Raw genomic sequence first — 20,399 nt, forward strand, 5'->3', positions numbered from 1 at the left:
CTCATGACTCTGACCTGGCGCCATTACCTTGGCGTAGCGCTGCTGACGCTGGCAATTTTCCTGCCTGGGCGCATGAGCCTCGTGCCGCTCGATCGCGATGAGCCGCGCTATATGGAAGCGTCGGCGCAGATGCTCGAGAGCGGCAATTTCATCGATGTCCGTTTTCTCGATCAGCCACGCTATCTGCAGCCCGCTGGGATTTACTGGCTGGAGGCGACGGCGCAGAAAATCTTCGGCGGTCCTCATGACCGTCATGTTGCTTGGCCCTATCGAATCCCGAGTCTGATCGCCGCCGTATCGGCAGTGACTTTGACAGCCTATCTGGGTGCGCTGCTCTTCGGCGGGATGACGGGCCTTGTGGCCGCGGCCCTGTTGGCGGTCTCGACGTTGCTGACGGCCGAAGGGCGGATGGCGACCATCGACACTGTCTTGCTGCTCGATATCCTGCTGGTCGAGACGGCCTTGCTGCGCGCTTATCTCGATGCCCAGCGCAATCGCGAAACGCCGGTCACCATCGCGCTTCTGTATTGGGGCGCGCTGGGTTGTGGGCTCATGCTTAAGGGGCCGGTCGTTCTCATTCCAGGGCTTGCCACACCGCTCGCCCTGCGCCTGATCGAAAAGCAGGCAAGCTGGTTCCGGCGTTTGCGCCCTTCATGGGGCTGGCTGGTCACTCTGGCTGTCGTGCTGCCCTGGTGCATCGCGATTGGCGTGGTCAGCCACGGTGCCTTCTTCTCACGCGCAGTCGGAACCAATTTCCTTGGCAAGATCGGACACGGGCAGCAGGCACACGGTTTGCCGCCGGGCTTTCATGCCGTGGTGTTCCTGCTTGCCTTCTGGCCTGGATCGCTCTTTCTGGTGCTGGGTCTGCCTGCCATCTGGGCGCGTCACCGCGAACCAGTCGTGCGCTTCCTGCTGTGCTGGATTGTCCCCCATTGGCTGGTTTTCGAGGCAATCGCGACCAAGCTGCCGCACTATGTTCTGCCCACCTACCCCGCAATTGCCATTCTGGTAGCGGCCACGCTAGTCAGGTGGCCGCTGCGTCGACCCTCTGCCTTGTGGGCACGGGGGCTGATGGGGGTCTATGGACTGCTCTGGGGCGCACTGGCTCTGGTCTTTGCCGTGGCTGGACTCGCCTTGCTATGGCAGAGCGAACATCGCTTCGATATTGGAGCGTCGATTGCCGTGGCAGGCGCTCTGCCCCTGGTGGTTTACGGGTTCTGGCTTCTGTGGAAAGCGCGACGCCTCCAGGCAGCCTGGGTCATGATCAGCGCGGCTGTTGTGATCCATGCCGGCATCTTCCTGACGGTCATACCCAATCTTGGCCTATTGCAGCTCGCGCCCCGCGCTGCGGCGCTTTACGAGGATTACAAGCCTTGTGAGGAGAGCACGCTCGTCTCGGTATCCTATTCGGAGCCCAGCCTGGCGTTTCTGGCCGGATCGAACACGAAGCTGCTCGGTGTGCCCGATGCCGCACGGTATCTCACAGCCAATATGGCGTGTTCTCTGGTGCTGGTCGATCGCAAGGACGAGGCAGCGCTTCGCTCAGCGCTGGATGGGCAGGGCGTTGCCCTGACGGAATATGGCCGCGTTACCGGGCTCAACTATTCCAATGGTCATAAGCTGGATCTGGAATTGTTTGCACCGACCCGCCGTTGAGGGCGGTGAGCAAGCAACAGTGATGAATTTCTTGAAGACGGGATGACGCCCAAACGGGTGATTAATCTCTTCTTCAAGTATTCACAATTATTTCCGACGTTAGGTCAGGCCGTACGATCGGCTGCGATCGTTGCAACCAGCAGAGCGCCAATAACGGGAATGAAAGAAACCATCGTCAGAGCGCTCAGAGCGCTGAGCGGATGAGAGACGAGGTTGAGGATTTCAACGGTAAACATAAGCTATTCCTAAGGTATCTGGTGTGTGGGCGCGGTAAGAGCGCCCAAAACCGGTCCGAAGCAATCGCTCAAAACGCGCTCCAGCAATGCAATAAACGCATGGAACGACTCCGTTTTCTATTCGGATTTTACTTTCGGGTATTTGGCGAAATAAAATATCCCGCCAAGGTGTCCCAAGGCCTATCTTGTTGCTTTGATGGTGGTCACGGGCTTGGGAAGGGCTCCATCTCTTTTCAGGCCATGCCAGGCCAGAAGCGTATCCACCAGGAAAGACGACAGTGCTCCGACCGTACAGAACAGCGCACCCCCGAACAGGAAGATCAGCCAAGCCACAGTCTGGCTGTTATGCAGGCTGCCCAGAAACAGGGCCAATGCCGCGCCGCAGGTGGAGGCCCCGCCAACGCCGCCCAGCATGATGGCACAATCCAGAGCAAACACCCGCCGGCGCAGTCGATTCTGGTGCCGCTTCAGTCGTGCTGTCTCATCCGGGTCTCCCTCATGGTCGTCCTGCAGGCGATGAGCGACTTCCTCTACATGGTCTGAAACCCGCGCCAGACGCGTATTGAACAGGGTCAGCAGCGAGGCGACACCTGACAGCATGAAAACTGGTGTCAGAGCGACCTGAATGACATGGGCAACACTGTCGATGGGTTCGGGGGCCAGAAGGGCGTTGAGGCCAACGGGGTCGAGCGCCATGAAAATGGTATCCTGAAGTGAAGGCGTGAAAGCGGGACTGTGTGGGAGCCAACAGGTTTTACAGGGCTGGCAAAACTCTGCAACATGACAGCGCAAGGGGCGACTGGTTGTGCTCCCTGTGCCGAGTCATGCGGTCTGCCCTGAGGGGGGCACGGCACTGGCAGGCCAACAGCAAGGGCTAGTCTTAAAATGACGCAGGCTATAGCGGCAGGCAGAGGCGCTGTCCCTTGGGATTGGTGTTTTTGAGCGCCTCTCTGGCGCACCGCTACAGCTATGTTAAAACCTGATCCGCTCAGGCCCGCCAGACGATGGGCAAGGCGTATCATGTGTCATGTTTTCCGGTGAAAGATCTCGGTTTGGCTTTTATTCCCGGTGTCAGGCGTGCGGCCTGTCTGTTGGTTGCCTCGGCGCTGACCTGCCTCATCCGTCCATCGACAGGTCATGCCGAGACGGTATCCTTTGCAAGGCTGACCTGGACCGAAATCCAGTCCCGTATCCAGTCGGGAACAGACACGATCATCGTGCCCGTAGGGGGAACCGAGCAAAGCGGCCCTTATATTTCCGTCGGCAAGCACAATTTGCGGGCCGAAGTACAGGCGGAACGCATCGCCGCCCGACTGGGCCATACGCTTGTTGCGCCGGTCATTGCCTATGTCCCTGAAGGCGGAACTTCCCCCCGTACCTCTCATATGCGTTTTGCCGGGACGATCTCGATCCCGCCTGCTGTGTTTGAAGGATTGATCATGGGGGCGGGGGACAGCTTTCATGTTCAGGGCTTCCGGCGTGTCGTGTTTATTGCCGACCACGGCGGGTATTTGTCCTATCTCAAGGCGGCGGTGGACAAGCTGAACAATAAGTGGCGTGGTCAGGGCGAGGCCATCTACCTCGCAGCCTATTATGACAGTATCGGCACACGCTATGCCGAGATCCTGCGGCAAAAGGGATATGGCAAGGACTTGGGCAAACATGCGGATCTGAGCGATACGGCGCTCATGCTTGCTATCGATCCGACGATGGTGCGTGAGCAGGCGTTGCACAGTGCTGGGCTGCCAGACAGCGCACAGGGCGTTTATGGGGGCGACCCGCGCCCGGCGACTGTGGCGCTGGGGCAGATCGGAACAGCGATTCAGGTTCAGGCGGCGCTCGATGCACTCGGCGCGTCACGCTAGGCAGAACCGTTATCAAGGAGCATCTATGAAGTTTTCACATCACGCGTTCATCGTCTCGCTGGTTGGCCTGTCATTGGCCACCGCCCAGGCGACACGTGCGCAGGAAACCCCTGCAGCTCCGGCACAGGCGGCGTCCGCACCGGCTACAGCATCATCGGCGGCTTCGGGTGTAACCTCACAAGCCCCGGCTCCTGCCGCGACAACGCCGGCTGCCGCGCCTTCATCCAGCGTTACCCCGGCCAGCACGACGCCCTCTAGCACAACGCCCCCCAGCACAGCGCCGGTCGCCCCCGTCGTTCAGGTAACGCCCCCGGCCGCAACGAGCGCGGCCACCCCGGTTGCCGGTGCCGTGCAGACAATTCCCGGCATGCCTGCGGTCATCAATCCCAAAAACATTTATAGCGAGACGATTTCGGACAAGATCTCGCCGGCCATCAAGGATGATCTGGCGCGGGTTTATGTGCCCAATCTGCGTGGCAACAGCGTGTCGGTCATCGATCCCGCGACGTTCAAGGTGGTCGACACCTTCAAGGTGGGTCGCAGCCCGCAGCATGTGGTGCCCAGCTGGGATCTGCGGACATTGTGGGTCACCAATAACGCCGAGGGCAGCAATGATGGCAGCCTGACCCCGATCGATCCGCGTACGGGCAAGCCGGGCCCTGCTGTCACGGTGGACGACCCCTACAACATGTATTTCACCCCGGATGGCAAATACGCTATCGTGGTGGCGGAAGCGCATGAGCGTCTGGATTTCCGCGACCCGCATACCATGGCCCTTATCGGCTCGGTTGAGGCGCCGCAGTGCATGGGCATCAACCACGCCGACTTCTCGATCGATGGCCGTTATGCCATTTTCACCTGTGAATTCGGTGGCTATCTGGCCAAGATCGATACGGTCAACCGCAGCCTGATCGGGTATCTCAAGCTGTCGAAGGGTGGGATGCCGCAGGATATCCTGACTGCCCCGGACGGCCATAAGTTCTACATTGCCGATATGCATGCCGATGGTGTGTTCGTGGTCGACGGTGATAGCTTCAAGGAAACCGGCTTCATCCCGACTGGCCCCGGTACGCATGGCGAATACCCCAGCCGTGACGGCAAGTTCATGTATGTGGCCAATCGCGGTTCACACAGGATTCATGGTCCGCGTCACAGCCCTGGCAGCGTGTCAGTGATCGATTTCGCGACAGACAAGGTCGTCAAGACCTGGCCGATCCCCGGCGGTGGCAGCCCGGATATGGGCAATGTCAGCGCCGATGGAAAGCTCCTCTGGCTCTCCGGCCGTTTCGATGATGTGGCCTATGCCATCAACACCGAGACCGGCGATGTGAAGAAGATCCCCGTAGGGGCTGAACCGCATGGTCTGACCGTCTGGCCGCAGCCGGGCCGCTACAGCGTGGGTCACACCGGTATCCTGCGTTAAGTCTATGCCATCCGGGCGGCTTTCGGCCATGCCGCCCGGAACGGAAGGCCTGTCATTCTTCGACGGGTCATACGGCGCCACCCTCCCTTGCGCCCGAACACCGTGGATAAACGGTCAATCGTCCTATGGTAGCCTTTCGGCTCCGCCCAAGGCCATCTGTTCGAGGCAGGGTACGCTCTCACGTCACTTCCCGGCAGACGAGACAGCCGGGGGCGGGCCACAGGGATGTGACTGGACCCGGTCGGGCGATCGGGCCTTGCTTACGCAATTGTAACGATACGACCTCAGGAGTCCGACCCGATGCTGATTTCCGCCCCGACGGATTATCGCAAGGCTGCCAGACGCAAATTGCCGCCTTTCCTGTTCCACTACATTGATGGGGGGGCCTATGCAGAATATACGATGCGTCGGAACCAGGCGGATCTCTCCCATGTCGCCCTGAGGCAACGTGTGCTGCGCAATGTCTCGGGTCTGGACACATCGGTCTCACTGCTGGGGCAGAAATTTGCCATTCCCGCGGCCTTGGCGCCGGTCGGTCTGACAGGTATGTATGCGCGTCGCGGCGAGGTTCAGGCAGCCAGGGCTGCGGCGCGCAAGGGCATACCCTTCACGCTTTCCACAGTGTCTGTCTGCCCGATCGAAGAGGTGCAGAGCCAGAGCCCGGCCCCGATCTGGTTCCAGCTTTATGTGCTCAAGGATCGAGGCTTCATGCGCAATGTGCTGGAGCGCGCGCGTGACGCCGGGGTGACAACGCTGGTCTTCACGGTCGATATGCCGACACCGGGGGCACGATACCGCGATGTGCATTCGGGTATGTCCGGTCCCTATGCCGCAGCACGGCGCATTGCCCAGGCCGTGCTCCACCCTGAATGGGCTTGGAATGTCGGGGTCAGAGGCAAGCCTCATGATCTCGGCAATATATCGGCCTATCGTGGCAATCCGACAGGTCTCGAGGATTACATCGGCTGGCTGGCGCAGAACTTCGACCCGTCGATCAGCTGGAAGGATCTGGAATGGATCCGGACTTTCTGGAAAGGCCCGATGCTCATCAAGGGCATTCTCGACCCTGAGGATGCCCGTGACGCAGTGCGTTTTGGCGCAGACGGCATTGTGGTGTCCAACCATGGCGGCCGACAGCTCGATGGTGTCCTCTCAAGCTGTCGCGCCCTCTCGCCAATCGCCGATGCCGTGAAGGGTGAACTGGCTATTCTGGCTGATTCCGGTGTGCGTTCGGGGCTTGATATCGCCCGCATGGTCGCACTTGGCGCCGATGCCGTTTTGCTCGGACGCGCCTTTGTATATGCCCTTGCCGCAGACGGTCAGCGTGGTGTGGAGAAGCTGCTCGACCTGATGGAAAAGGAGTTGCGTGTGGCCATGACCCTTACCGGCGCCCGTTCCATCGATCAGATCACATCGGAAAGCCTTGTCAGGGCCCTTGGCTGATCTGTCTGCTCCTCCTGATTTTCTCATGAGCGCTCGGCAGGGAAAAGTGGAACCGGTGAGACTCTTCTCAGAGCGGTATCTGGAACTGGACCCAGTATCGGTCGCCGCGCGTGCTGTTCTGTACGCCCATCTCGTGCTGCCATTTGAGGGCGACGGCATAGGGTGGTTTGAAAAACCAGATCAGTTGTGGGCCCAGGCCATATTTGGCCAAGCGGTTGCCATTGCCGACACGCCGCCCGTTCTGCACGTCATTGGTGAATTGCGACGTCACGAAGCCGTTCAGTCCGAGGCGGAGCTGGGGCAGGGCGGGGGTGAGCATGTAATTTGCCCCGAAGTCGATATTGATCACATTGCCTGATTTGTAATCGGTGGCCCCGTTCTTGGCGTTTATCTGCAATTCACCCTCGGCTGAGACATCGAAGCGTTTTGTGGGCATCCAGGTCAGGGCGGCCTCCTGATTGAAGCCAAAGACATGGGTTGATTCACTGACGACATCGGTCTTGCTGAAGGAGCCAATGGGCAGAAATGCCCCTTCACCGAGATAGATATGCAGCTTGGGTGTGTGCCATGAGAGATAGAGCGGCGCGAGATAGAGCCAGTTGGCGCCGAAAGCCGTGCCGCCCTGTCCCCCCGCGCGCAGTGTCAGGCTGTTGATCGCTAGAATAGCGCTGCTCGAGATCGTGGCGCCCAGAAACTCGCCGTGCCAGCTATGGAACAGTCGGGCAGCATTGGCGATGGCGGTTGCCCTGAAGCCTGGCACAGCAGACTTCCGACTTGTGCTCGAATAGGCGCCGTTCGGATTGACCACAAAGTAATCCTGCCACAGCGTCTGGCCGGGCGCTGGTGTCAGGGCTGGGTAGATTGTCTGCACGCCCGAGGCCCAGTTGGTCTGGCCGCCTTCTGTCGCAACCGCTTGCGTCACGATGCCGGGACTGAAGGCGCTAATAGAGAACGCCCCAATGGCAAGCGTTCCGATGGAGAATGTCCTTCGGGCAAACGCCTTGAGGCAGAGCGTGAGGACCACGCCGGTTTTCAGGATCTGTTTCATCTCGCCCCCGCTTGAAATCGAGCGGGAATGTCAGCATGCCGGGCGCAGGCAACTCTTGTCTGCAAGAGAGCTTTCTCTTGTCCGGAGGCTCCGGATTGTTCCAAAGCGGAACAATAACGATACCGGAACATTTTGTGTCGTGTTAACCGGTGGGTTACGCTGTCAGATGACAGCATTGACGGAGGCAGAATGACATGCCGCTGGTATTGCAGAGCTATGATATTGCCGGTCTGCCGCCTCGGGCGGGGGTCGAGTTCTGGCACGATATCGTCTGCCGGTCTTTTGTGCCGCTCGAGTGCAAGCCGGAGCAGGCCGGGTTTCAGGGGGCCGTCACCCGTCTGGCGCTCGACAACTGCAGTGTCTCGACCGTGCGTTCCAGCGCACAGTCAGTATCGCGCACGCGCCGCCTGATCAGCGCATCAGAGGAGACCTATTATCTGCTGAGCCTCGGCGTCAGTGGCAGGGGGCAGGTATTGCAGGATGGCCGTGAGGCCATCGTCCTGCCGGGCACATTTGCGCTCTATCATACGAACCGCCCCTATACGCTGCGTTTCGACCGGGATTTCGAGCAGATCGTCTTCATGCTTCCTACCGATGCCCTGAATGCGCGCTTCGGTCATGCCGAGTATCTCACCGCGACCCTGATCGACGATTCCAACCCGCTGGCAGATCTGACCCGTCATTTCCTGACGGGGTTGATGGCCACGACGCGGCCCATGCCCGACATGCTCGTATCCAGGCTCACCGCCCAGGCCGCCGAACTGGTGGCGACCATGCTTATCGCCTCGGGCAATCGCTCAGGGGCGCCCACATCGCATCGCATGGCCATGGGGCTGCAGATACGCAATGCCATCGAGATGCGTCTGCGCGACCCTGATCTCGGGCGCAGGATGCTCGCTGAACAGTTTCGTATTTCCACGCGCTATCTCGATGACCTCTTTGCTGATGAGGGCATGGGGGTCGCGGAATATATCATGAAGCGTCGCCTCGAATGGGCGCGGGATGCGCTCTCTGACCCGAGCCGTGACCGGTACCAGATCGGCGAGATCGCGCGTATGAGCGGCTTTGTCAGTCAGGCCCATTTCAGTCGGGTTTTTTCTGCGGCTCATGGCTGTGCGCCGCGTGACTATCGCAATAACCGCCAGAACAGGCTCGCCTTGCCCATCTGAGGGTTCTGCGAGGGCGAAAAGAGGCAGGCATGTTTTGCTTCCCTCCCAGACAAGACAGAAATTCGTTCCGTCCTAAGATCGATCTCGTTCCGGGCATTTCCCGCCCGATCAGACATCAACGGATGGAGCAGGCAAGTGAGTCTCAAGCACCCCCGATACAAGGTCGCTGTCGTGCAGGCAGCCCCGGTCTTTCTTGATCTCGATGCCACCATCGACAAGACGATCGCCCTGATCAAGGAGGCTGCCGCCTCTGGCGCCGCGCTGATCGCTTTTCCCGAAACCTTCATCCCGGGCTATCCATGGCATATCTGGCTCGACAGCCCGGCCTGGTCGATCGGCAAGGGTTTCACCAGCCGCTATTTCGATAACTCGCTCGCTTATGACAGTCCCGAGGCCGACCGCCTGCGCAAGGCCGTCAGAGAGGCAGGCATCACGGCTGTGCTGGGGCTGTCGGAACGCTTTGAAGGCTCACTCTACATCGCCCAGTGGATCCTCGGGTCGGATGGCGAAACCATTGCCACCCGTCGCAAGCTGCGCGTGACCCATGTGGAGCGCACGGTCTATGGCGAAGGCGATGGCAGCGATCTTGCCGTTCACGACATTCCGGGGCTGGGGCGTGTCGGGGCGCTCTGCTGCTGGGAGCATATCCAGCCCCTCACGAAATACGCGATGTATGCCCAGAATGAGCAGGTCCATGTCGGCGCATGGCCGAGTTTTTCGCTCTATGAGCCTTTTGCATATGCCCTTAGTGCCGAAGTCAACAACGCCGCTTCGCGCGTTTACGCCGTTGAGGGCGGATGTTTCGTGCTCGCACCCTGTGCTGTCGTTTCCGAGGCAATGCTCGATGAATTATGCGATACGCCCGCCAAGCGCGAGCTTTTGCGCGCAGGTGGGGCGGCAGCGCGTATCTATGGGCCGGATGGCCGTGAACTGGTAGCCCCACTCGCGCCGGATGAAGAGGGGCTGCTCTATGCAGATATCGATCTTTCGGCCATTCCCGTGGCGAAGGCCTCGGCCGATCCGGTCGGGCATTACTCCCGCCCGGATGTGACACGCCTTCTCTTCAATCCAGCCAGAGCGCGACGTGTCGAATATGTCATGCTGGGGGAGACCAGTCCGGTCGATACGGCGTCGCTTGCCTTTCCGCTTGCCAGCGAGGGTTGAGCATGGAAAGCGCCATTGCCCCGCATCTCCGTTGTCCGCGTTTGCGGGAGCGACGGATCACGGATGATTTCCAGCCGCCTTTTCCTGCCTGGACGGCCCGTGGCGATCACGCTGCGCATGAGCGCGTCATGGGTTATTTCGGTGTGCAATGGCGCGTTGAGCCGGGTGGTAGCTCAGAAGCTGTCGATATTCCGATAACGGGACCGGCGGCGCAGGCTTTCAATGGTCTGAGGCGCCGCCTTGCCGAGGAAGGTGGTGCCTGCAACATCGAGAGCGCCAGTTTCGTCGATCAGGCAGGCTTCCATAATGCCGTGGTAATTGGTTACTGGCCGAGCGTGCAGGCGCACGACGCATGGTGGCGGCGCAATGCCGGGTGGTGGTGTCAGGACGCGCAGGGTGGCAGCACCGTCGGCATGTTTCGTGAGATCTACTTTCCGCGCAATACGCATCTCGAAACGCTCTTCAGTGCATCAGACCGCCTTGAGGGCATTGGGGTCATGCTGGGAAACCGGAGCAATGATACCATTCAGGAGCATGGGTATTGGGGCGGTATGCGCGACCGTCTGCCTGCCAGCCAGACAGAGGCACTTGTTGCCCAGGGCGCGCGCCGTCTGGTTGATATCGGGCCGGGCCGGCGCATGGTGCTCAGTCATGAGGGGGTCGCTCTCATACGATCCGGACAGGACTGGTCGGATGTCATGGGTGAGGAACATGCTCTCTATCACGACAGCATCGAGCCGACATTGCGTGCGGGTATGGCGTTCCTGCGTGATGAGGGGCTGGCAATTGGCTGTTACTTCAATCGCTACATGCGTGTCAGCGAAAAGGAGGGGGGCAAACCCTGTCGCAGCTTCGGCATGAGCGCCTGGCGCGATCTTGCGGCTCTGGAGTACTGGGCAGAGCATCATCCAACGCACAAGGCGATTTTTGGCGATTTTCTGCAGGTCGTGCAGGCGCTTGAGGGTCGACTGGCGTTACGTCTCTATCATGAAGTGGCTGTGCTTCAATCGGACGCCCAGATACTCGACTATCTGGGCTGTCATGATCAGACGGGCATGATGAACGGCCTCGCGTGAAAAGCGAGGCCATGAGCGCAGAGCAGATCAGGACGCCGGGAAGGTCTCCCCCACCATTTTCTCGCTCAGTGTCCAGAGTGCCTCGGCACGCTCGAGATCGACTGCATAGGCACGCACGCCGGGGATGGTGATTCCGAGCGGTTGGTCATCGGGTACAATCGCACTGATGCTGCAATCCTCGCCATATCGACCACCAATCTCCGACGGCGTCGCAACGGTCGCGGCCCAGACGGCGCTGGCTGCCCCCTGAGGAATGGTCTTGAAGCGGAAAGGCGGCCTGCCTGCCTCGGCTTCCTGCTGGTTGATGCCCTCTATCATGGCTTCAATCGCGCCTTCGGGCATATGGCGCACCAGTTCGGTGGCGATTCCGCCCGGATGCATGGCAACGGCCCGTATGCCGCGCGCCTTGTGTCGGGCATCCAGTGCAACCGCGAAGAGGATATTGGCTGTCTTGGATCGTCCGTAAGCGCCGAAGGGCGTATAGTCTGTTGTCAGGAACCCCGGATCCTCCAGATCGACATCGCTGTAGCGGTGCCCGGCAGAGGAAAGCATGACCACGCGTCCACCGGGCCTGACCAGCGGGATCAGTAGGTTTACCAGGACGAAATGACCCAGATGGTTCGTGCCAAACTGGGTTTCAAAACCGTCCTTCGTCACACCCTGCGGTGTGGCCATGACGCCAGCATTGGCAATGATCGCATCGAATGTCATGCCCTGCGCCAGCAGGCGTTTGGCGCAATCACGGACACTTGCCAGATCATCGAGCGCAAGTTCTTCGATCTGTAGGCGTGTCGGGTCGATGCTGGCAGTCGCCCTTGCTGCCTTGGCCAGATCACGGGCCGTGCCGATAACCTCGGCACCATGAGCCACCAAGGCGCGGGCAGTCTCGACCCCGAGACCGGCAGAAACACCGGTGACGAGATAGCGTTTCCCGGCCAGGGAGAGACCGGCAAGCACATCATCGGTGGTGGATTGCGCATTGAACTTGGTGTCCGGCGTCGTTGCCGGTGTAGCGGGAGAAGAAGTGAGAGCAGACATGAACAGCCTCGCAGGGCATAAGGCGCACACATCTTGCCGGCCGACAGGACGCGCGCTAAACGGAAGTATACTCCGCTTTACATATACGGAATCAAATTCCGTTTAACAAGGGGACAATGATCATGGGCGAGACGCCGCGCCAAAGGCGCCCCCGCGCCGATGGGCAGCGGAGCCGTCAGGCTTTGATGGCCGCGGCACGCCAGGCCTTCATGACCGGTGAGACCGATATACGCATGGACGAAATCGCAGCCCGTGCGGGTGTGGGTGTCGGCACGCTCTATCGTCACTTCGCCGATCGTTCTGCCCTGATCGAGGCTGTTTATGCAGACGAGCGTGACCAGTTGCTCAGTGCAGCCGATACGCTTCGTGCGGCTCATCCCCCGCTTGAGGCCTTGCGGGCATGGATGCGGCTTTTTGTCGGCTATGCTGCCACGAAGCAGGCCATGACGCCCGTCTTCAATACGCTCTCCGGTGGTTCATCGGCACTTTACGCCCGCACGGGCGGTCCCATTGTCGAAACCATGCAGAAACTCGCTGCCGCCTGTGTCGCGCAGGGGGATCTGCGCGACGACGTGGACCCGACGGACATGCTACGCGCGGTTTATGGTGTCTGCACGATTGCGGGCGACCGTCCGGAACAGGCTGTCCAGTTCATTGATATCATTCTGAGCGGTGCCAGACCGGACGCAACCCAGCCGAAGCTTTCCTGAGGGCCGAGGAATGCTGTCCGGCTGGGCACCAGCCTATTTCATCGGGAAACCAAGCGCCTTGAGAGAGGCAAGTAGGGTATCGCGGCCATGCAGGCCTTCACGTGAAACGATGCGTTTGACCATGGTCTCGGACCAGAGGCGGGGCGGCAGTGACTGTTCCTGCTGGAAGGCGTTGTCAGCCGCATCGAAGCTGGCGATGGCTTCAGCTTCCTGCGTGGTGTCGTAACGGTCTCGATGCAGCACGGCGCGTTGGGGCAGGCGCGGTTTGATGCTGGCGGGGCGTGCCTCATCTTCATAGCCCACGCACAGGCCAAAAAGTCCGACGCAGCCCTTTGGCAGGTCGAGCTCCTTTGCGACCTCAAGCGGATGATTGCGCAACCCACCGATATAGACAGTTCCAAGACCTGCTGCTTCGAGGGCGGCCACGGCATTCTGCGCGGCGAGAGCCACGTCGATGGCCGCTATAAGGAAGGATTCGGTATAGTCGAGTGCCTCGGCAGGCTGGCCTGCCTGTGTGGCGAGGCGTTCCAGACGTGAGATGTCAGCCAGCCAGACCAGAAAGAGCGGCGCGGCGGCGATATGCGCCTGATTGCCGCAGAGTCGGGCGAAAACCTCGCGTCGCTCAGGCGACTCAATGGCGATAACGCTCCAGCACTGAAGGTTGCTCGACGTTGCGGCGGATTGGGCGGCCGCGATGGCGGCTTCAAGTGTGCCCTCTGGCAGGGCATCGGGCCGATAGGCTCTGACCGAGCGATGGGAGAGAAGGCTGTCGAGAACGGCGCTCTGGCAGATGGGGGCCGCGTTTTGCGACGTCTTGAGTGATGCGGGGAGGGGCGAGCGGTAACGCTGCTGCCAGAGCGAGGAGAGGCGATCGGTCATGACGAGGCTCCATCAGAACGGGGCCTGCCATGACCGCCAGAGCGTATCGGGGGGACAATGCGTCCCCCACGGGTCATACGCGTCGACTGTCTGGCCTTGGGCTGGCCCTCAGGCCGGGTAGGTTAAAAGCGAATGGAGGGGGGCGTCCAGCTTCTCACGGCCGCCCAGACCGTCAAGCTCGACCAGAACCGATGTGCCCACAACCTCGGCCCCGACATTCTTCAGCAGGCGGATCGAGGCAGCAAGCGTGCCACCCGTGGCGAGAAGATCGTCTAGCACAACAACGCGCTGACCGGGCTTGATCGCGTCTTCCTGGATATGCAGCTCGTCCTGGCCATATTCCAGGCCGTATTTCAGTGAAATTGTCTTGCCCGGCAGCTTGCCTGGCTTGCGTAGCATGATGAAACCACAGCCAAGGCGCATGGCAACGGGCGCCGCCGTGAGGAAGCCGCGGCTTTCGATGCCGGCCAGCAGATCGGGCTGCCACGGTGCGATGGCGCGGGCCAGACGGGCTGTCGCGATCTGCCAGGCATCGGCGTTACGGATCAGGGTGGAGATATCGTAAAACAGGATACCGGGCTTGGGGAAATCCGGGATCTCGCGAATATACTTCTTGAGGTCGAGTTCGGGCTGATCGCCATGAATCGGTGTCTGGGTCATGTTCCTGCTGCTCTTCCCTGCTTTACAAGATCATCAAAAGGCGCGGCATCTAGCCGGTTCGGGTCTCGAAAGTAAATGTCAGACTGCGCGAGCCGTGGCCTTTTCAATGGCCTCAAGCAGGGCAGCCCGCCGGAAAGGCTTGGGCAGGATCACCGCGCCAGGCACCAGATCATCACGGGCAGTATCATCATCGAAATCTCCAGAGATCAGGATGACGGGTAGTGCGGGCTGAGCCTTACGCAGATGCAGGGAAAGCGCATCGCCCCCCATGTCACCGGGCAGATTGAGATCTGTAATGATCAGGCCAGGGGCATCAGAGCCCGCAAGCGCAATGGCTTGCTGGGCTGAGCCAGCCCGCAGGACAGTCTTGCCAAGGGTGGAGAGGATCGTCTCGACGATCAGGGCGACAGAATCGTCATCCTCGACAAGAAGGACAGGCGAATCGGACATGCGATAACTCTCCACCGTTGGACCAGACGATTATTTTGCTGACGATACCGTCTTGTGGCCGTGGGGGCGCAATATGGCAAATACACCCATCATCAACCCGGCAAAAAGCATGAGCGCGGCCATGGGCATCGGGCTGTTGGCAGGCAGAAGGCCGATGGCCGTGCTGGCCAGCGATCCCAGCGCATATTGCATGGTGCCGGCAAATGCCGAGGCGCTCCCGGCAAACTGCGACTGGTTGCTGAGCGCGCCAACCATCGCATTGGGGCCGATAATGCCTGTCATGCCCAGCGTGATCATCATGCAGCCCACGATGGGGATGAGCATGACAGGGCGGATATGATGTGTTGGGCCGGGATATTGCTCGGCCAGCATCACCACGACCAGCAATGCGATGGCCCCCAGAATCGAAATGGCCAGCGCCCAGCCCAGCATGGCCGATGAGCTGACACGGCCGACCAGAGCGCCGTTGATCTGTGACGACCCGATCATGCAGACCGCAAACAGGCCGAACAACATGCCGTAATGGGCGGGCGTAAAACCAAAGATATGCTCGAATACGGTCGGCGCGGCTGTGAGATAGGTAAAGGAGAGGAAGCCGCAGAAGCCCCAGACCAGGGCATTGGTGATGAAGCAGCGCTCACGGGCGATGGAAAGATAACGATGCAGCAGGGAGAGGGGGCGCAGCTCGCGCCGGCTTTCAGGCGGCAGCGTCTCGGGAAAGGCGCGCAGCAGCAGCAGGACGCACAGGCCGCCATAGACAGCCGAGACCCAGAAAATGGCCCGCCAGCTGATATAGTCGAGCGCGATGCCACCCAGCATCGGGGCCAGAATGGGCACGATTCCCTGTATCAGAATGAGCTTCGACATGAGCTTTGCGGCTTCGTTTCCCGTAGAAACATCACGCACGCAGGCACTCGGGATCACGATACTGGCCGACGCGGCGATGGCCGCAATGAGCCGGAAGAAGCACATGGCGCTCATGGTGGTCGCCATGGCGCAGCCGACACTGCCCGCCGTGTAGACGATCATGCCAAGCAGCATCGGGATGCGCCGTCCGAAGCGATCTGCAAGCGGCCCCATGCTGATCTGCCCGATGGCAAGCCCCACCATCCACGCTGAGAGCGTCATGCCAGCGCTTCCTGCGGGGGAATGCAGTGACTTCTCCAGCGCAGGGAAGGCAGGCAGGTAGATATCGGTCGAGACCGGCCCCACCGCGGTCAGAAACCCGAGCAGCAGGGGCAGCCAGCTGGGCATGACAACAGGCGGCTGAGTTGAGTCGGTCTGACGCCCCGATGTTGGGGTAACAGAAAGAGAGATCCCGTCGGGAGAGGCCATGAGGCGCTCCTGCTGGATAAAGGACTGTGAGATAAGGACGAATGCCCCGTTTCGGCCGGGCGTCACGCTCATCAAGCGCAACAGGGAGAAGGCGGTTATAAGAAGGCAGTTTTCTGGCCAGTCTCTGGCGATGAGGTGTCAGATATCGCAGCCCGGCCGTTTTTCAATGATTTTTTTGACCTGCCGCAAATATCACCCACGAAAATTCCCTCTCCAGAGTCAATTTTGAGCGCGAAGCAGGGGCATATCACGCAGGCTGATCGGGGGCGGCCTTGTCTGCCAACTGGGCGAGCGCGCTACCCTCTCGACGCGCTCTGGCGAGCAGGAACCAGGCCAGGAAGGATGATCCGGCAAAAAGCAGCAATCCGAGACCGATCTGGATATTCTGCCCAAGCTGCGCCCCGGCACCGATCAGGACGAAAACCAGATTCTGGGGGATGGCGCCCAGCAGCGTGGCCCAGCCGAAAGCGGCCAGCGGTACACCATAGAGTCCAGCCGCTGCCGTAACCATGATGGCAGATCCCACGGGCAGGAGCCGCAAGGTCAGCACAGCCTGAAAAGGCGAGTTCGCCAGAACATGCCCGATAAGCTGCAGCCTCCCCCTGAATCGCGCCTGCCAGCGCTCACGCGTTTGGGGTGAGGCCAGACGGCGCATCCATATAAAGCCGAGCAGGGCACCCGTGAGCGAGGCAATGGTGGACAGGGCAAAGCCGATGACCGCGCCGAATACCAGCCCGGCCGCGAGACAAAGCGCCTGACGCGGCAGCCCGAACAGGCTGTAGGGGATACCGATCAGCAGAAACAGCACCGGTGCGGCGGGATTGTCCTTCCAGCTTTCGATCAGGGTCAGCGCAGAGCGTGTCACCTGAAATTCGCGTGCGATCACAAGCAGCCCCACCAGAACGATAATCGTGAGTGCGGGCTTCCAGAGGTTTCTGGGCGGCACGCGGTCGGCGGGGCGGAAAGCAGGCAGGGCAAGGCTCCATCGCAGGATATGCGGAGCGATTAGCAGCCCATGAACGCTTTAGGAAGCACGCTATGATGCAGATGGGTAACAGTGCGTGACGATTCTGTCATGACTGCGCAATTGTCACGCGGCTTTCGTTGCTGTTGCTCAACGTAACTGGTAGCCGGGAAGTAGGTTTCTGTCCGATATCGTAACGATATTGTTGATGTCGAGTAGAGCCAGTCCTTTTTGTCCAGTGCCGAGGGAAACGCCACTCTATGTCGTCCAGTTTCACGCATCGTTGTCTTATGATGCTTCTTGCAGGCACAGCCCTTGCAGGCAGCGTCCAGGTATCGACCGCCGCGCCGACCCGTAACAAGCACCATGCGTCCACACACCGGACGACAAAAGCCAGGCCCGTGGCAGCCTCGTCTGTTACAACGGCACCGGCCGCAGGTACTGTTGCCCCTGCCATGCGCCCGGCGCCTCAGCCGGTCATGGCCCGCTCGCAGCCTGAAGAAATTGCAGTCACCGGCCGTAGCAGCCGTAGCCGTCAGCCGGGTGCTGGCCTGCTGCGCGTCGAGACGGCCCCCAAGGCTGTCCAGACCATTACGCATGACTTCATCGCCAAGCTGGCGCCAAGCGTGAACCTGCAGCAGGTCATCGCCATGATGCCCGCCGCGAACGTCACCCAGGCCGATCCTTTCGGTCTCTATACGGGTCAGACCAACGTACGTGGCTTCGACACTACGGAAATCGGCTGGCTGCTCGATGGCGCGCCGCTGAACGATATCGGTGGTGGCCAGTTTTACGCCAACGAAGTGCTCGAATCCGAAAACCTCGAGAGCGTCTCGATGCAGCCGGGCTCGGTCAATCTCGATACCCCGGTGCTGAGCGCCTCGGCTGGTATGACGACCATGACCATGAGCAACCCCACACATCGCTTCGGCGGGGTGATGGATGTGTCTTTCGGCTCGTTCGACACGTTCCGTCAGTTCATTCGCCTGAACTCCGGCGATATCGGCAATAGCGGCGTACGCGCCATGTTTGCGTTCAGCCACACCAAGGGCAACACGTGGCGTGGCCCCGGCCAGGCCGAAAAGTACCACTACGATTTCAAGATGGTGAAGGACTTCCGCAACGGAAGCCATACCGGTCTGACCGTAGCCTATAACGACCAGACCAACGATTTCTATCTGGCCCCGAATCTGAGCCAGTGGCGCACGACCGGTTATTCAACCAACTACGCCACGGATTATGCAGGTCCGACCGCAGCGGGTGCGAATTATTACAAGCTGCACGTCAACCCGTTCGAGAACGTGGTTGCAGCCCTGCCGACCCATATCGTCATCACGCCCAAGCTGACTCTCGAGGATTCACTGTATTTCTGGCACGGCATCGGTAATGGCACGGGTGCCTCGGTCATCAATGCCTCCAGCTATATGGGCAACCAGGCCGTCAAGCTTGATCTCGGTGGTGCCAAGAGCGTTCTGGCACTGGCGCCGTCGAACCAGGAGCAGTTCCGCACCGGCAATACCATCTCGCTGCATTACAAGCCCGATCATCACCACGATATCTCGCTGGGCTGGTGGTATGAGTACGCCAATCTCTACCAGTACTCGCCCTATGGCATCGTGAACCAGTCGACCGGTGAGGCGAACAACATCTGGGGCACCACAGACGTCATCAAGACGACCACAGGCCAGCCTTTCCGCGCCCGTGACTTCCTGTCGCTCACGCAGGTTAACATGATCTTCATCGGCGACACGATGAAGTACTTCAATGACCGCCTGAACATCCAGATCGGCTTCAAGGAAGCGATGGTCACCCGTCGTATGTACAACTACACGCCGGGCACGCAGTACAACCGCAACCTGCATACGCCTGAGCCGCTGCCGCAGATCGGCATCGCCTGGAACTTCAACAAGGAGCACCAGATCTACGTGTCGGGCAGCACCAACTTCAAGGCGCCGTCCAACACCTCGCTGGTCGATTACTACAACACGGCAGGCGCGCAGACCCAGAAGGGTGGGGCCTCCAAGCCGGAATACACCATCCAGGAAGAACTCGGTTACCGCTATAACGGTGAGCTGATCGTCGGCTCGATCTCGTTCTTCAACTATAACCTGACCAACCGTCAGCAGACCCTCAACTACTATGACGGGACGGCAGGCGCGAGCTACAGCCAGACGGTCAACGCTGGTGGCCAGACTACGCGTGGCGTCGATATCCAGATCGCCACACGCGCCTGGCACCATATCCGCCCCTATGCGACGTTCGAATATCTGCACTCGACGATCGACAACAACATTCGCGTAGGCCGTGACTTGCTGCCGACGGCTGGCAAGATTGCCATTCGTTCGCCGTCCAAGCAGGCCAAGTTCGGCCTCGATTATGACGATGGCAGCTTCTGGTTCTCGGGTCAGGTCATCTATGTCGGCAAGCAATATGCCAGCTTCATGAATGACAGCTCGATCCCGCAATATGTCACCAACCAGGTGGGTATCGGCTATCGCTTCAAGAACAAGGGTTTCATGAAGTCACCGCAGATCCAGCTGAACATGACCAACCTCACGGGCGCCAAGTTCCGCAACGGTGTGTATGGCTTCACCACCAACCTGAACCCGACCAAGGGTGTGTATGGCACCATGATCGCTTCAGGTGGTCAGCCGTCCTACTACCTCAACCCGCCGTTCTCGGCGATGGTCACGCTCTCCACCGGGTTCTGATCATTCAGCAAGGGCCGCTACCGTCCAGCCAAAATGGCTGGCGGTCGGTTCGGGGGTGATCTCGCATTGCAGCCCCCTGCGGCCTGCATTCACGAAGATCGTTTCCTGCTCAAGCGCGTGTCGGTCCAGAAGGATCGGCACGCGTTTTTTTTGTCCGAAGGGGCTGATGCCGCCAGTCTTGTAGGCCGTCAGGCGCTCGGCATCGGGCGGGGCCATCATGGCGGCCGATTTGCCGCCCAACGCGGCCGCAACAGCCTTGAGATGCAGCTTATGGTCCGAGCGGATAACCGCGCAGGCGGGTTTGTCCTTGTCTACCCAGACCATCAATGTCTTGAAAACGCGCTCCGGTGCGACACCGAGTGACTCTGCTGCCTGCAGGCCCTTGCGACTGGCATCGGGGTCGTAGTCATGGCTGTGCAGCGTGTAGGCAATACCCTCTTTTTCCAGAAGGGCGAGGCCAGGTGTCTGGCCAGAGGCGGGTTTCATCAGATCGTCTCCCGAGGGTGGGTGTCAGGCGACCATCAGAAAACCGGACCCTCATTCTGTCAAACCGGCCTCAGCCCTGCTCCACC

Annotated in this window: 20 protein-coding genes (1 of these 20 only partly in view); 9 read left to right on the top strand and 11 right to left on the bottom strand. The window is 60.2% G+C overall.

Annotation, left to right across the window (positions count from 1 at the left end):
- The first annotated feature begins 3 nt into the window (after positions 1-3).
- On the top strand, positions 4-1,656 hold the full coding sequence (locus P5689_RS10345) for a glycosyltransferase family 39 protein (RefSeq protein WP_285533081.1): 1,653 nt from the start codon (positions 4-6) through the stop codon (positions 1,654-1,656).
- A 104-nt stretch (positions 1,657-1,760) separates the two neighbouring features.
- On the opposite strand, the gene P5689_RS10350 is transcribed toward P5689_RS10345, so the two are convergent.
- The gene (locus P5689_RS10350; protein ID WP_023977846.1) at positions 1,761-1,892 is read right to left on the bottom strand and encodes a hypothetical protein; all 132 of its coding nucleotides are present in this window, start codon (positions 1,890-1,892) and stop codon (positions 1,761-1,763) included.
- 180 nt (positions 1,893-2,072) lie between these two features.
- The gene (locus tag P5689_RS10355) at positions 2,073-2,588 is read right to left on the bottom strand and encodes a DUF2721 domain-containing protein (protein ID WP_062163976.1); all 516 of its coding nucleotides are present in this window, start codon (positions 2,586-2,588) and stop codon (positions 2,073-2,075) included.
- 356 nt (positions 2,589-2,944) lie between these two features.
- Between P5689_RS10355 and P5689_RS10360 the strand changes: the two genes are divergently transcribed.
- The 3 genes from P5689_RS10360 to lldD all read left to right on the top strand — a co-directional run bounded on the left by P5689_RS10360 (position 2,945) and on the right by lldD (position 6,623).
- Positions 2,945-3,757: a creatininase family protein gene (locus P5689_RS10360; RefSeq protein WP_408868540.1), complete on the top strand. Its 813-nt coding sequence runs from the start codon at positions 2,945-2,947 to the stop codon at positions 3,755-3,757.
- A gap of 25 nt (positions 3,758-3,782) precedes the next feature.
- Positions 3,783-5,180, top strand: coding sequence for a YncE family protein (locus P5689_RS10365; RefSeq protein WP_285533083.1), 1,398 nt, complete (start codon positions 3,783-3,785; stop codon positions 5,178-5,180).
- A 300-nt stretch (positions 5,181-5,480) separates the two neighbouring features.
- A complete protein-coding gene (lldD, locus tag P5689_RS10370) occupies positions 5,481-6,623 on the top strand; it encodes an FMN-dependent L-lactate dehydrogenase LldD (RefSeq protein ID WP_023977848.1) in 1,143 nt (380 codons plus the stop codon).
- A 67-nt stretch (positions 6,624-6,690) separates the two neighbouring features.
- Here lldD and P5689_RS10375 read toward each other — a convergent pair whose 3' ends face one another.
- Complete coding sequence (locus tag P5689_RS10375; protein WP_285533084.1) at positions 6,691-7,671, bottom strand: transporter; 981 nt, start codon at positions 7,669-7,671, stop codon at positions 6,691-6,693.
- A gap of 194 nt (positions 7,672-7,865) precedes the next feature.
- Here P5689_RS10375 and P5689_RS10380 point away from each other — a divergent pair, with 194 nt between their 5' ends.
- The 3 genes from P5689_RS10380 (at position 7,866) to P5689_RS10390 (ending at position 11,080) form a co-directional block, all read left to right on the top strand.
- Positions 7,866-8,840, top strand: a complete 975-nt coding sequence (locus tag P5689_RS10380; protein ID WP_285533085.1) for a helix-turn-helix domain-containing protein — start codon at positions 7,866-7,868, stop codon at positions 8,838-8,840.
- 135 nt (positions 8,841-8,975) lie between these two features.
- Positions 8,976-10,004 carry a carbon-nitrogen hydrolase family protein gene (locus P5689_RS10385; protein ID WP_285533086.1) on the top strand — a complete coding sequence of 343 codons (1,029 nt, stop codon included), beginning with the start codon at positions 8,976-8,978 and terminating at the stop codon, positions 10,002-10,004.
- A gap of 2 nt (positions 10,005-10,006) precedes the next feature.
- Positions 10,007-11,080, top strand: coding sequence for a phenylacetaldoxime dehydratase family protein (locus tag P5689_RS10390; protein WP_285533087.1), 1,074 nt, complete (start codon positions 10,007-10,009; stop codon positions 11,078-11,080).
- 27 nt (positions 11,081-11,107) lie between these two features.
- Here the strand turns inward: P5689_RS10390 and P5689_RS10395 are convergent, their stop codons facing one another.
- Complete coding sequence (locus tag P5689_RS10395; protein ID WP_285533088.1) at positions 11,108-12,118, bottom strand: SDR family NAD(P)-dependent oxidoreductase; 1,011 nt, start codon at positions 12,116-12,118, stop codon at positions 11,108-11,110.
- Between the two features lie 122 nt (positions 12,119-12,240).
- Here P5689_RS10395 and P5689_RS10400 point away from each other — a divergent pair, with 122 nt between their 5' ends.
- Entirely contained in the window at positions 12,241-12,828 is a 588-nt protein-coding gene (locus tag P5689_RS10400) for a TetR/AcrR family transcriptional regulator (protein ID WP_285533089.1), read from the top strand.
- 33 nt (positions 12,829-12,861) lie between these two features.
- On the opposite strand, the gene P5689_RS10405 is transcribed toward P5689_RS10400, so the two are convergent.
- The 5 genes from P5689_RS10405 to P5689_RS10425 form a co-directional block, all read right to left on the bottom strand.
- A complete protein-coding gene (locus P5689_RS10405; protein WP_285533090.1) occupies positions 12,862-13,707 on the bottom strand; it encodes a nitroreductase family protein in 846 nt (281 codons plus the stop codon).
- 108 nt (positions 13,708-13,815) lie between these two features.
- On the bottom strand, positions 13,816-14,367 hold the full coding sequence (locus P5689_RS10410; protein WP_062163981.1) for an adenine phosphoribosyltransferase: 552 nt from the start codon (positions 14,365-14,367) through the stop codon (positions 13,816-13,818).
- A 78-nt stretch (positions 14,368-14,445) separates the two neighbouring features.
- Entirely contained in the window at positions 14,446-14,817 is a 372-nt protein-coding gene (locus P5689_RS10415; protein WP_122049047.1) for a response regulator, read from the bottom strand.
- Positions 14,818-14,847: 30 nt separating this feature from the next.
- Positions 14,848-16,152, bottom strand: coding sequence for a multidrug effflux MFS transporter (locus tag P5689_RS10420; protein ID WP_336717611.1), 1,305 nt, complete (start codon positions 16,150-16,152; stop codon positions 14,848-14,850).
- Between the two features lie 247 nt (positions 16,153-16,399).
- A complete protein-coding gene (locus P5689_RS10425) occupies positions 16,400-17,098 on the bottom strand; it encodes a VTT domain-containing protein (protein WP_285533094.1) in 699 nt (232 codons plus the stop codon).
- Between the two features lie 278 nt (positions 17,099-17,376).
- Between P5689_RS10425 and P5689_RS10430 the strand changes: the two genes are divergently transcribed.
- Positions 17,377-19,827, top strand: a complete 2,451-nt coding sequence (locus tag P5689_RS10430; protein WP_285533095.1) for a TonB-dependent receptor domain-containing protein — start codon at positions 17,377-17,379, stop codon at positions 19,825-19,827.
- On the opposite strand, the gene ybaK is transcribed toward P5689_RS10430, so the two are convergent.
- The gene (ybaK, locus tag P5689_RS10435) at positions 19,828-20,313 is read right to left on the bottom strand and encodes a Cys-tRNA(Pro) deacylase (protein WP_051395801.1); all 486 of its coding nucleotides are present in this window, start codon (positions 20,311-20,313) and stop codon (positions 19,828-19,830) included.
- Between the two features lie 70 nt (positions 20,314-20,383).
- Positions 20,384-20,399, bottom strand: the 3' portion of a protein-coding gene (locus P5689_RS10440) for a DMT family transporter (RefSeq protein ID WP_062163985.1). 884 nt of this gene lie beyond the right edge of the window; 16 of the gene's 900 nt are visible here — the last part of the coding sequence; the start codon falls outside the window, past its right edge; it ends in the stop codon at positions 20,384-20,386.

The sequence above is a fragment of the Asaia sp. HumB genome (assembly GCF_030263835.1).
In the GTDB taxonomy this organism is placed as follows: Bacteria; Pseudomonadota; Alphaproteobacteria; order Acetobacterales; family Acetobacteraceae; genus Asaia; species Asaia bogorensis.